Consider the following 12,270-nt stretch of genomic DNA (forward strand, 5'->3'; position numbering starts at 1 on the left):
GCCGGGGGAACGGGTAACAGGGTTACGGCGGTCATAGCGTGGGGGAAACGCCCGGTCCCATCCCGAACCCGGAAGCTAAGACCCACAGCGCCGATGGTACTGCACCCGGGAGGGTGTGGGAGAGTAGGTCACCGCCGGACATAAATTAGAGCTCGAGCCCCGACAAGGAATGTCGGGGCTCGAGCCATTTAACCGCCATTCCCGAGACCCAGGTTGCCGGCAATCAGCACACCGGCTCGGACCGGGAACCGCTTTGGCGGACGGGGCCCCGAGAACCCGCCAGGACTGGCGCAGGTAAAGTAGATGCCCATGGACAACCTCTTCAGCCACGCTCCTGCCGATCAATCTGATATTCCGGAACCGGAGGCGTCCGATGGGCTGGAGCCGGTCGTCTTCACGGTGGTCGTGCCTGGTGCTGTCGCCCGGGCTTTCGTGGGATTCACCGAACACACCCACCTCTGGTGGCCCCTCGAGGATCACAGCGTCTACGGCGCCGGCTCCTATGTGGAGTTCGAAGAGAACTTGATCCTGGAGACTGCGGATGACGGTCGGACAGCGATCTGGGGCTCGATCGACGACTGGCAGCCCCCGCTGTCCTTCCACGCCAGCTGGCACCCGGGAAGCTCCGCCGTGTGGTCCACGGAACTGCGCGTCGCCTTCCGTGCTGTCGAAGGTGGCACCGAGCTCAGGTTGGTGCACAGCGGCTGGGAGGGTGCCGAGGATCCCGCCGCCACACGGGCGGGGTACATAGCCGGCTGGCCCGGCGTGCTGGATCGCTTCGTGCGCTTCATGGGCGGTGCCGGGGCCTGAGCGTGCCGGGCCTGTGGGTCGCATCGCGGCGCTCCTGCCCAGTTGCTTCGATGAGCGGTGCATGGACCCCGCACGGCTTCCCCGGTTTTCCGGGCGCCGCGGCGCGGAGGGCCCAGCAACGGCGCGAGGAACCCGGGCAGGTAGGCCGCCACCGAGGCGATAGCCGGCACTTAGCGCAACGGCACGGCGTCCACGGGAGGCACTGCGGTGCTGGAGCGGATGACAAGGCGTGTCGGGTACTCGGTGTCTTCAGTGGCGGTGCTCGCGCCGACGTCGAGCCCTGCCAGCAGCCGCTGCACAGCCAGGGCGCCTTGGCCGCGCGCATCCTGGTCAATGGTCGTCAGCCCGAACACCCCGCCGAGCTCGTGCCCGTCGATGCCGATCACGGAGAGGTCGGACGGAACCCTGAGGCCGAAGTCCCTGGCGGCGAGGATGGTGCCGATCGCCATTTCATCGGAAGCCGCGGCGACCGCAGTCGGGCGTTCCTCCGAGGCGCCCAGAAGCCGCCTGGCACTCGCGTAGGCGCCCTGTACGGTGAAGTCCGCTGAGACCTGCCACTCCGGCCGGACCGCCAGACCTGCCGCCTTCATGGCCTTCTCGAAGCCGCCTTGGCGAGTGCCGGGCAGCCGGAAGTCCTGGTCATACGCCGCGTCACCGGTCATGTGGGCAATCTTGCTGTGTCCGAGCTGGATGAGGTGCCGGGCGGCCGACTCGGCGATGCCCGAGTCATCGATCCGGATGGTCGAGGCACCCGGCAGTGGTCCGCCGATTCCTACGATGGGCCGGTGAATGGCCAGTAACTGCCGGATCTCGGCCTCACTGAGTTCCAGCGAAACGGCGATGACCGCATCAACGCGCTTGCGGAGGAGGAAGTCGTTCAGCACCTTGTGCCGGCGCTCCTGCCCCTCGCTGACGTTGTACAGCGTGAGGTCGTACCCCGCATCGAGCAGGGTCGCCGAGACGCCTTCAACCACGGAGGAGAAGAACCAGCGGTGCACGGACGGAACCACGACACCGACGTTGTGGTTCCGTCCCGAGGCCAGGCTGGAGGCGTGATAAGAAAGCACAAACCCGAGCTCGGCAGCGGCCAACCGGGCACGCTCGCGGCTGCGCGTCGAGACATTGCCTTTGCCGCTCAAGGCCCGCGAAACGGTGGCGATGGAGAGGCCCGCCCGTTCCGCGACGTCCTTGATGCCGGGCATTCTCAGCTCTCCGCGTCCTCGATGCGGATTTCCAGCCAAACAGTTTCACCCGAGCCTAGCCGATGGCCGGCTTCGCCCGGTTCCGATGACTCGAACCCGGTGCCGGAAGGCTCGCCGCTGGTGCCGGAACTACGGAGGAGCACCTTTCCGTCGGGGAGATCCAGAGCCTCCCGGCCCACGTTGATCAGCACCAGGGTGGTGCCGTTGAGGTAGGCGAGGCTGGAATCGGTGCACCATTCTTCTAGCCAGGACAGCGATCCCTTGCCGAGCTCCAGCTCCCGCCGGAGGGCCAGCATCCGCCGGTACAGGAACAGGTGCGACGACGGCGATGCGGCCTGGGCGTCCCGGGCCAGCTCATCGAAGCTCGCCGGCTGCGGCAGCCAGGGGTCCTGCCCGGCGCCGAAGCCGGAGTGGAGCGCTCCGCGCCGCCACGGCAGCGGAACGCGGCAGCCGTCACGCCCGAGGCGCTCACCGCCGGTCCGGCCGAATGTGGGATCCTGTCGCTGGCTGTCCGGAATGTCGATGCCGTCCGGGAGGCCGAGCTCCTCGCCCTGGTAGAGATAGGCGCCGCCTGGAAGGCCGAGCATGAACATCGAGGCTGCCGCTGCCCGGGCGCGGCCAAGGGCCTCGTCAGGCTGCGGATCGGAAGTGCCGATCCCGTCGCCGTCGCGGGGCGCGTGGCCGTCGTATCCGAAGCGGGTGGCGTGGCGGACGACGTCGTGGTTGGAGAGGACCCATGTGCTGGGCGCGCCGACGGAGTCCAGCGCCGTCAGCGACTCGGTGATCACGTGGCGCATATGACGCACATCCAGGCCGGCGTGGAGATAGGGGAAGTTGAATGCCTGGTGCATCTCGTCCGGACGGACCCAGTCAGCCAGACGGGGGAGCGGGTCCACATTGGCCTCGGCGCAGAGGATGCGGTCCGGCCCGTATTCGGCGAGGATCCGCCTCCACTTCCGGTAGATGTCATGCAGCGCCGGCTGGCCGAACATCGGGGCGTCATGGCCAGGGTAGCCGTCGCAGCTGTTGCCGTCGGCCCGGCCGCCCCATTCCGGAAGCCCCGGAGCCTTGACCAGTGCGTGGGCCACGTCCACGCGGAACCCGGCAACCCCGCGGTCCAGCCAGAAGCGCAGGACGCGCTCGAATTCCTCGTGCACGGCGTCGTTGTCCCAGTTGAAGTCCGGCTGGGAGGTGTCGAAGAGGTGCAAATACCACTGGCCGGGCGTGCCGTCGGGTTCCGTGATCCGGGTCCACGCCGGGCCGCCGAAGTGGGACTGCCAATTATTCGGCGGCTCCCCGCCGAAGGCGCCACGTCCGTCCCGGAAGATGAACATATCCCGTTCCGGGCTTCCGGCGGGCGCAGCCAAGGCCGCCTGGAACGCCTGGTGCTGGTCCGAGCAGTGGTTCGGGACGAGGTCCACAATCATGCGCAGGCCCAGCCGGGCGGCCTCCGTGATCATGGCGTCGAAGTCCGCGAGGGTGCCGAACAGGGGATCGACGTCGCAGTAGTCGCTGACATCGTAGCCGGCGTCGCGCTGCGGGGAGCGGTAGAACGGGGAAAGCCAGACGGCGTCGATCTCCAGTTCCACGAGCTTCGGCAGTTCGGCGGTAATGCCGGCGAGATCGCCGATGCCGTCACCGTTCAGGTCCCGGAACGAGCGCGGATAGACCTGGTAGATGACGGCGGAGCGCCACCACCCGGGGAAGCTGTCGGCGGCGTGAACCGGCGTCAGGGTGCCAATCAGTGCGGCGGGGGCGGCAAGTGCTGAATCAACGGACATGCCGGTAATCGTAAGGCTGATCGGCCGCAATTGAAAACGCTTCCAGTTATGTGTCGACCGCGCCGCGTTCGACCACCGTATGGATATTTCCCAGACGAATTCGCCCGCCTTTCCGGCCCATTCGGGTGGCTTCCCCGGCCTGCAGGGTTTGAGGGTCTCATGTGGCGGTTCGAGCTCCCGGCCGGTAGGTGGGACGTCGAAGGCAAGGTCACCGTGTTCTTTGGAAGCGTTTGCAAGTGTGACCCACAGCATTGGCGGTGCCGTCGGGCTCAGGCTTCAGCAAGCCGCGCTGCATTCATGACTGGGCAGATCAGGGCGGATGCGGCTGCTGCAACCGCCCTGATCTGCACCCGCGGCCCGGCGGCGGCCGCGTGGGTCCTCCCGGGACCCGGGACCCGGGTGCCGGTCCTGCGGTCGTAGACTGAAATCCGGATTCGATGGAGAACTGGAGAGACCGCATGCGCAGCATCATTGAGGAGCTGACCTCTGCCCTCGGCACGGAGAAAGTGGCCGGGGACCCGGACACGCTGGCCGCCTACGCCGTGGACCAAGCCCCGGTGCTGGACTACCAGCTACCCCAGGCCGTGGTCCGTGCGGAATCCGTGGCCGACGTCCAGGCGACCGTCAGCGCCTGCGCCGCCCGCGGGATTGCCGTGGTGGCGCGCGGTGCGGGCACCGGCGTGTCCGGCGGCGCCCATGCCAGCGAGGGCTGCGTCGTCCTGAGCCTCGAACGAATGAACCGCATCCTGAACCTCAACCCTGACGATGAGACGGCCGTCGTGGAACCAGGTGTCATCAACGCGGACCTCAACGCCGCCGCTGCGGTGCACGGGCTCATGTATGCCCCGGACCCGGCCAGCTTCAAAATCTCCACCATCGGCGGCAACGTGGCCACCAACGCCGGCGGCCTTCGCTGTGCGAAGTACGGCGTGACGCGGGACTCGGTTCTGGCGCTCGACGTCGTGCTGGCGGACGGCTCGCTCATCCACACCGGCCACCAGACCTTCAAAGGCGTCGCAGGCTACGACCTCACCGGACTGTTCGTCGGTTCGGAGGGGACCTTGGGGATCGTCGTCGGCGTCACGGTCCGGCTCAAGTACCTGCCCCGCGAGGTGCACACGATTGCCGCCTTCTACCCGGACTTCCGGAGTGCCGCGGCGGGCGTCCTGGCTGTGGGCAGGGCGCGCGTGCAGCCAGCCATCATGGAATTGCTCGACGGCGGATCGCTCGCCCAGCTCGATGACGTCCACGGCTCGTCCCTGGCCGCGCGCGGCGCCTCCCTGCTGCTCATCCAGACCGACGGTTTTGGGGCCGCCGCGGAGGCCGCCGCCATCCGGCCTGTGCTGGCGGCCGGCGGTGCTGAGGTGACCATGGAGGCCAGCGCGGAGGCCGAGCGCCTCGTGGAACTGCGCCGCAACAGCCGCGGCGTCGAGGTCGACGACGAATACCGCGTGGGCGAGGACGTCGCCGTGCCGCGTTCGCGCCTCGTGGACTACGTCGCTGAGCTGGAAGCCATGGCTGCCGAGCACCAGGTCCGGCTCAAGGTCGTGGCGCACGCCGGGGACGGCAACCTCCACCCAACGTTCTGGGTGGACCGGAGTGACAGCGGCGTCGACGCTGACGCCATGACGCGCCTCGGCGCGGCCCTGGACAAGTCCATCACCGTGGCTTTGGCCATGGGCGGCACCATTACGGGGGAGCACGGCGTCGGCCAGTTCAAGCTGCGCTGGCTGGGCCTCGAGCAAAAAGAACCCGTGCGCGAACTGCAGCGCCGGATCAAGGAACTCTTCGACCCTTCGGGCATCCTCAACCCGGGCAAAGCGATTTAGCCCGCCCGGGCCACAATGTGTAAGCCCAAGTAGCTGGCAGCAGGGGCCGTTCTGAGGGCCCAGAACGGCCCCTGCTGCGAGTCAGTTGGGTGGGGCATCAGTAGGCGTGGCCCAGCGCACAGCCTAGTCGTCGGAGTCCGGGTACTCGTCCTCATCCTCGTCGCCGTAGCGCGATTCCTCGGTCTCCACCTCGAGGATCTTGAGCAGTTCGGTGTCCGGGTTGAGCATGATGGCCGCCTCGTCCCGGCGGTGGCGGAGCTCGGAGTCGATGTAGGACTGCACCGCCTCGGCCAGCGGGATGTGCCGGTTTTCCCTTTCGGACATGTACCAGCGGTGCTCCAGGATCTCGTGCACCGCCTCCGCCGGCTCGAGCTTGCCGGAGAGGTCGCGCGGGATGGAGCGCACGATCGGCTCGAAGATCTGGCTGACCCACAGGTGGGCGCTGTATTCCTCGTCCATGCCGGGGTTGTTGTCAGCCCTGAATGAGTCCATATCGTTCAGGAGCCGCCGGGCCTGGTTTTCCTGCGCGTCCAGGCCGGTCAGGCGCAGGAGCCGGCGCTGGTGGTGCCCCGCGTCCACGACCTTGGGCTGCAACTGGATGGTGGACCCGTTCTGGGTGGTCTTGATGGCGTATTCCTCGACGTCGAAGCCGAGTGCGTTGAGCTTGCGGATGCGGGCGGCCACGCGCCAGCGTTCACCGATCTCGAAGGACTCCTTTTCGGTCAGCTCGGTCCAGAGGCGCCGGTAGCTGTCCATGATGAGTTCGCTGGTGGCCACCGGATCCACCTTTTCTTCGATGAGGCCCCCGTCGAGCAGGTCCATGAGTTCACCGGCGATGTTGACCCGGGCGATTTCGAGATCGTACTCACGCTGCCCGGTGGACAGGTCCGGGTACAGCTCGCCCGTCTCGGCATCCACGAGGTATGCGGCGAAAGCGCCGGCGTCGCGGCGGAACAGGGTGTTGGAGAGGGAGACGTCGCCCCAGTAGAAGCCGATCAGGTGCAGCCGGACCAGCAGGAGGGCCTGCGCGTCGATCAGGCGGGTCAGGGTGTCTTTGCGCAGCATCTGGGAGAAGAGCGCACGATACGGCATGGAGAACTTGAGGTGCCGGGTAACCAGCACGGGGTTCAGCGGACGGCCGTCCGGGGTGGTGCGTCCGGTGATGACGGCCACCGGCTCCACGCAGGGGACGTCCAGCCGCGCGAGCTTGCGGAGCATGTGGTACTCGTGCCGGGCGATGTGCTCCGAGGTTTCCTTGATGGCGATCACGGACCCGCCGAGGTGGGCGAAGCGGACAATGTGGCGGGAGATGCCGCGGGGGAGGGCGGCGAGGTACTCGGCCGGCCAGTCCTCAAGGGCGACATGCCACGGCAGGTCCAACAGTTCGGGCTCGGTCGCGGCCGCGGTGATGCTCAGCGAACTGGACGCGACGGAGGCCTTCTCATCGTTGGCGCTGGCGGCTTCGAACCGCGGCAGTTTCCCGATCTGACCGTAGTCGGTGGGTTCGTCGTGCCACTGGGCGTTGCTTTCCTCGGTCATGAACCAATTCTTCCGTACGAAGGGCGGTGGCCCTAACGAACGGGGCAACGCCGGCGAAATGGGGGCGCTTAACGGCCGACGGCGGCCCTCCAGTGGGGAGGGCCGCCGTCGGATACGCGCAGAGGGGATCAGTCGCCGAGGCGCAGGCCCGTCTTGGTGTCGAACAGGTGTACGTGGCCCGACTGCGGACGGACCCAGATGGATTCACCCTTCATCGGCGGGCGGCGGCCGTCGACGCGGGCCACTATGTCGTGGCTCTGGCCGTCCAGGGTGGTGTGGCCGTAGACGTAGGCGTCGGCGCCGAGTTCCTCGACGACGTCGACCTCGACGTGCAGGCCCTCACCCTCGGGTGCGGTCTCGAGGTCTTCCGGACGCGAACCGACGGTGACCGTGCGGCCGTGCGCCTCTTCGAGGACATCGCGCGGTACGGGGTAGACGGTTCCGCCGAACTGCACGCCGCCGTCGACAACCGGAAGCTCGAGCAGGTTCATGGCGGGCGAGCCGATGAAGCCGGCCACGAAGACGTTCTTCGGCTTGTCGTAGAGGTTTCGCGGGGTGTCGACCTGCATCAGCAGACCGTCCTTGAGCACTGCAACGCGGTCGCCCATGGTCATGGCCTCGACCTGGTCGTGGGTCACGTAGACGGTGGTCACGCCGAGCCGGCGGGTCAGGGACGCAATCTGGGTGCGGGTCTGGACGCGGAGCTTGGCGTCCAGGTTGGACAGCGGCTCGTCCATGAGGAAGACCTGCGGGTTACGCACGATTGCGCGGCCCATGGCGACACGCTGGCGCTGGCCGCCGGAGAGTGCCTTCGGCTTGCGGTCCAGGTAGGGCTCGAGGTCGAGCAGCTTGGCGGCTTCACGGACCCGCTCGGCGCGCTCTTCCTTGCTGACGCCGGCAATCTTCAGCGCGAAGCCCATGTTGTCCGCGACAGTCATGTGCGGGTACAAGGCGTAGTTCTGGAAAACCATGGCGATGTCACGGTCCTTGGGCGGAACGTCGGTGACATCGCGGTCGCCAATGAGGATACGGCCGGAGTTCACGTCCTCAAGACCTGCAAGCATTCGCAGGGAGGTCGACTTTCCACAGCCTGAGGGTCCCACGAGGACCAGGAACTCGCCATCGGCGATTTCAATGTTGAGCTTGTCAACAGCGGGCTTTTCGGTGCCCGGGTAAAGACGTGTTGCGTTATCAAAAGTAACTGTAGCCACAGTTATCAATCCCTTCACCGGCAGGTACGTGCCGGACGATCCGTAGTGAATGGTCTTTGTATGCAGTTGTTATTAAGTTATCCGCACGAGACGTGCGCATACTCCCCGGCCGAAGCCGAGGAGTATCCAATGACGCCGCACGGTTCTTGTGCGCCACATCACAATCAGAGTATGTCAGATATATGGCATTTGGGCCAAAATGTTACGGATGTCACATGTGATACCGCTTACCGGGCGTTGCGGCGGCTCCCGCTGCAGGCCTGGCGGCTCAGGCGATGACTACCCGCTGACAACCCGCTTGCGCTCCGTCAGGAGCGCCTCCAGGAAATCGCAGACGTGTTCGGGGGACTCCACCCGGAACTCGGCCTGGGTGAAATCGGGCCCCACTTTCACGCCCAGATCCCCGGGGAGCAGATGGCCGAGGGCGTCCTCGTCGGTGGTGTCGTCACCGGCGAAGACCACTGCCGTTGCGCCGCATGCCTGCCGCAGGAAGTCGACTCCTTCGCCCTTGGAGGCGTTAACCACGGAGGTCTCCAGCACCCGGTTTCCGGATTTCACGAAAACGTCTTTGCGGCCCTGCAGGACAGCGCGGGCGGCGGCCACCGCATCCTCGGCGACGTCGTCCGCGGCCAGCCTGGTGTGAAGCACGACGCCGGCCGGCTTGTCTTCCAGCAGGGTGCCGGGGGCCTGTTCCACGATCTCCTCGAGCATCTTGCGGACTTCCGCGAGCAGGTCCCGCTGGGCATCGTCGAGCGTCAGCTGCGTGGAACCGGGCCCCATCCAGATTTCTGCCCCATGGCTGCCGATCAGCAGGGTGTTCTCCGGAGGGGAGGCGACCGCCCGCAGGCTATCCAGCGCCCGTCCCGAGATCAGTGCCGTCGTCGTCCCGGGAAGCCCCGCCAGCCCGGCGAAGGCGGCCGCCGAGCGCGGCAGCGCACGGGAGTCGGCCGCATGGTCCACGAGGGGCGCCATGGTGCCGTCGAAATCCATCGCCACGAGCAGGTGCCCGGTGCCTGCGACGCGCCGCACGGCCTCGGGCAGCCCCGGGGAGAGCGGGAGGGGAGTGGTGCCTGAGCTGTTGGTGCCGGCCTCGCCGGTATCGGCCGCGTCAGGAGTCATCGCGCACGACCTTCTCGTCGAGGGCGGTCAGGAAATCGGAGGACCAGAGGTCGACGTCGTGGTCCAGGATCTGCTTGCGCATCGCACGCATCCGGCGGGCGGCCTCGGCGGGCTGCATGTTCACGGCCTTCATAATGGCCTCCTTGAGGCCGTCGATGTCGTGCGGATTCATCAGCAGCGCCTGCTTGAGCTGGTCCGCGGCGCCGGCGAACTCGCTGAGCACCAGCGCGCCGTCGTTGTTCGTCCGTGCGGTGACGAATTCCTTGGCCACCAGGTTCATGCCGTCGCGCAGCGCCGTGACAAGCATGACGTCGGCCGCGAGGTAGAGCGCCACCATTTCCTCGATGGGATAGCTGTGGTGCAGGTAGCGGACGGCCGTGTTCTCCATGGTGTCGTAGGTGCCGTTGATGTGGCCGACGGTCCCTTCGACTTCCTCGCGCAGCAGGCGGTACTGCTCCACGCGTTCCCGGCTGGGGCTGGCCACCTGGATCAGGGACGCGTCTTCCACCGTGACCTTGCCTTCGGCCAGCAGCTCTTCGTAGGCCTTGAGCCGGTGTCGGATGCCCTTGGTGTAATCGAGTCGGTCGACGCCGAGCAGGATGGTTTTCGGGTTCCCGAGGTCCCGCCGGATCTGCTGCGCGCGCTCGATGACTTCCGGCTTCCGGGCCAGTTCGCTGATCTGCTTGACGTCGATGGAAATCGGAAACGCCTGGGCGCGGGCGATGTGGGTGGTGACGCCGTCGGTTCCCCTGACGTGGACCTGCTGCTGCTTGACGCTGGCACCCAGGAAACGGCGGGCTGAGCGCATGAAGTTCCCGGCGTCGCTGCTGCGCTGGAAACCCACGAGGTCGGCACCCAGCAGGCCGTCGATGATGGCCCGGCGCCAGGGGAGCTGGGCGAAGATCTCCGGCGGCGGGAAGGGGATGTGGTTGAAGAACCCGATCCTCAGGTCCGGCCTCGCCTCGCGGAGCATCTTCGGAACGAGCTGGAGCTGGTAGTCCTGCACCCAGACGGTCGCGCCGGGGTTCGCGTGGTGGAGCACGGCGTCGGCAAACCTTCTGTTGACCTTCCGGTAGGAGTCCCACCACTTGCGGTGGAACTCCGGCGGGGCAATCACGTCGTGGTACAGCGGCCAAAGGGTGGCGTTGGAGAACCCTTCGTAGAAGAGCTCGATGTCTTCGGTGCTCAGCTGGACCGGGACGAGGTCGATGCCGCCGTGGCTGAAGGGCTGGACGTGCTCGTCGGGCGCGCCGTGCCAGCCGACCCAGGCGCCGTCGGTCTTGGTCATCATGGGCGCCAGCGCCGTCACGAGCCCGCCCGGGGAGCGGCGCCAGCCGTCTTCGCAGCCCCTCTCGTCCGGCGAGCAGCGGTCGACGGGCAGACGGTTGGAAACCACCATGAAGTCATACTGTGCCGCGGCCTCCTCTGCGCCACCGTCAGGACCGGTCGTGCTTCCGGACTTCGCGTCCGCTTTTTTGGATTTTGGTGCGGTCTCACTCGCCGTGTTGGCGGTGGCCGAACCGGCATGATCTGCGTGGTCGGTTGCTTCCATTGGTGCCCCCTGGGGTCGCTTGTGGCTCTCAACCCACCCTAGCCGGACGGAATCTTCCGGGCTATTCGCCCGTTGGGGGGACGGGACGGAAACTTGAAGGCGCAAGCTCCCGGGTTTCTCCCCTAAAATGATGAAACTGCAAATGAGTGGACCTTCCAGGCCGATCGACACGAGGAATTAATGAGCCCCGCAAACGAACCCCGACCGTCCAAGGCGGAGCGCACCGCCGCGGCCCGCGAGAAAGCCCGTGAGATCCGCGAGGCGCAGCTGAAGAAGGACAAGCGCAACAAGCGGCTCATCGGGTGGGGCATTGTTGTGGCCGTCGTGGCAATCCTCGCAATCGTGGCCCTCGTCATCACATCTGGCATTAAGAACAACGCTCCGGTGGCCGACAACGGGCCCACCCCGGCCAACGGCAACGTTCACGGCGGTGTCACCCTCCTGGCCAATACCGACGTCGCGAAGTCCGATGCCGGGACGGTAAAGATCGCTGATCTTCCGTCGGCGCCGGCCACGCCGCCCGCCGAGGTCACCGCGCCCGGTGCCGAGGCCGAAGCCGGCAAGCCGGTCAAGGTGGTCCTCTACGTCGACTTCATCTGCCCGGTGTGCAAGAACTTCGAGGCGCAGTACAACGACACGCTCACCAAGCTGCGCAACGACGGGAAGATCACGGTGGAATACCGCCCGCTGGGCTTCCTGGACAGCCGCTCGAGCACCAACTACTCCTCGCGCGCGGCCAACGCTGCTGCCTGTGTGGCGAACACGTCCCCGGAGAAATACGCGGACTTCTTCAACGCGCTCTATGACAAGCAGCCGGCCGAAGGCTCCGCCGGCTTGTCGGACTCGGACCTGAAGAAGATGGCCACCGACGCCGGGGCCCAGAACATCGACAAGTGCGTGGATGACAAGACGTACCGGCCGTACGTCAAGTACGCCACGCAGGAGGCCCAGGCCATCGGGGTCACCGGCACGCCGACCGTCTTCGTCGAGGGCAAGCAGTGGGGCAAGGGCGACAGCGCCCAGACACCGTTCGACCAGTTCCTGCAGACAGCCGTCGACGCCAAGAAGTAGGGGCGCCTAGCCTCGATTTTTCATGGTGCTCGTTGATGGCCGCTGATTTGTGGCCGCGGCTGTTGGGCGGTTGTTTTCTGTTTTCGGGCAGTCTGGTGTGGCCTGTTGGTTCGCCTGGGTTGGCGCCGGTTCCACTTCCGGTGATCGTGCTGTTCG

General features: G+C 66.7%; 9 protein-coding genes and 1 rRNA gene. 4 read left to right on the top strand and 6 right to left on the bottom strand.

The genetic code is table 11. The features are described from left to right. Positions 1-23 precede the first annotated feature (23 nt). Together rrf and AC1DCZ_RS18715 are read left to right on the top strand one after the other, a co-directional pair. Positions 24-140: ribosomal RNA gene (gene rrf / locus AC1DCZ_RS18710) — 5S ribosomal RNA — on the top strand. A gap of 169 nt (positions 141-309) precedes the next feature. Beyond that, positions 310-810 carry an SRPBCC domain-containing protein gene (locus AC1DCZ_RS18715; protein WP_476975915.1) on the top strand — a complete coding sequence of 167 codons (501 nt, stop codon included), beginning with the start codon at positions 310-312 and terminating at the stop codon, positions 808-810. 170 nt (positions 811-980) lie between these two features. On the opposite strand, the gene AC1DCZ_RS18720 is transcribed toward AC1DCZ_RS18715, so the two are convergent. Together AC1DCZ_RS18720 and AC1DCZ_RS18725 are read right to left on the bottom strand one after the other, a co-directional pair. Then, positions 981-2,012 (bottom strand): LacI family DNA-binding transcriptional regulator, encoded by a 1,032-nt coding sequence (locus tag AC1DCZ_RS18720; RefSeq protein WP_476975916.1) that lies wholly within the window; start codon positions 2,010-2,012, stop codon positions 981-983. Between the two features lie 2 nt (positions 2,013-2,014). Then, positions 2,015-3,793 carry a glycoside hydrolase family 13 protein gene (locus tag AC1DCZ_RS18725; protein ID WP_476975917.1) on the bottom strand — a complete coding sequence of 593 codons (1,779 nt, stop codon included), beginning with the start codon at positions 3,791-3,793 and terminating at the stop codon, positions 2,015-2,017. A gap of 458 nt (positions 3,794-4,251) precedes the next feature. Between AC1DCZ_RS18725 and AC1DCZ_RS18730 the strand changes: the two genes are divergently transcribed. Further along, on the top strand, positions 4,252-5,622 hold the full coding sequence (locus AC1DCZ_RS18730; protein WP_476975918.1) for an FAD-binding oxidoreductase: 1,371 nt from the start codon (positions 4,252-4,254) through the stop codon (positions 5,620-5,622). A 123-nt stretch (positions 5,623-5,745) separates the two neighbouring features. On the opposite strand, the gene AC1DCZ_RS18735 is transcribed toward AC1DCZ_RS18730, so the two are convergent. From AC1DCZ_RS18735 to AC1DCZ_RS18750, 4 genes are all read right to left on the bottom strand, one after another. Beyond that, positions 5,746-7,161, bottom strand: a complete 1,416-nt coding sequence (locus AC1DCZ_RS18735) for a DUF4032 domain-containing protein (RefSeq protein WP_476975919.1) — start codon at positions 7,159-7,161, stop codon at positions 5,746-5,748. A 128-nt stretch (positions 7,162-7,289) separates the two neighbouring features. Then, positions 7,290-8,372, bottom strand: a complete 1,083-nt coding sequence (locus AC1DCZ_RS18740; RefSeq protein ID WP_476894777.1) for an ABC transporter ATP-binding protein — start codon at positions 8,370-8,372, stop codon at positions 7,290-7,292. Between the two features lie 279 nt (positions 8,373-8,651). Next, on the bottom strand, positions 8,652-9,491 hold the full coding sequence (otsB, locus tag AC1DCZ_RS18745) for a trehalose-phosphatase (RefSeq protein ID WP_476975920.1): 840 nt from the start codon (positions 9,489-9,491) through the stop codon (positions 8,652-8,654). Then, a complete protein-coding gene (locus tag AC1DCZ_RS18750; protein WP_476975922.1) occupies positions 9,481-10,890 on the bottom strand; it encodes an alpha,alpha-trehalose-phosphate synthase (UDP-forming) in 1,410 nt (469 codons plus the stop codon). Before AC1DCZ_RS18750 ends, otsB begins: the two co-directional genes overlap by 11 nt. Positions 10,891-11,223: 333 nt before the next feature. On the opposite strand from AC1DCZ_RS18750, the gene AC1DCZ_RS18755 reads away from it, so the two are divergent. Beyond that, positions 11,224-12,114, top strand: a complete 891-nt coding sequence (locus tag AC1DCZ_RS18755) for a DsbA family protein (RefSeq protein ID WP_476975921.1) — start codon at positions 11,224-11,226, stop codon at positions 12,112-12,114. Positions 12,115-12,270: the final 156 nt, after the last annotated feature.

It is taken from the genome of Arthrobacter sp. 10N418, from assembly GCF_056394725.1.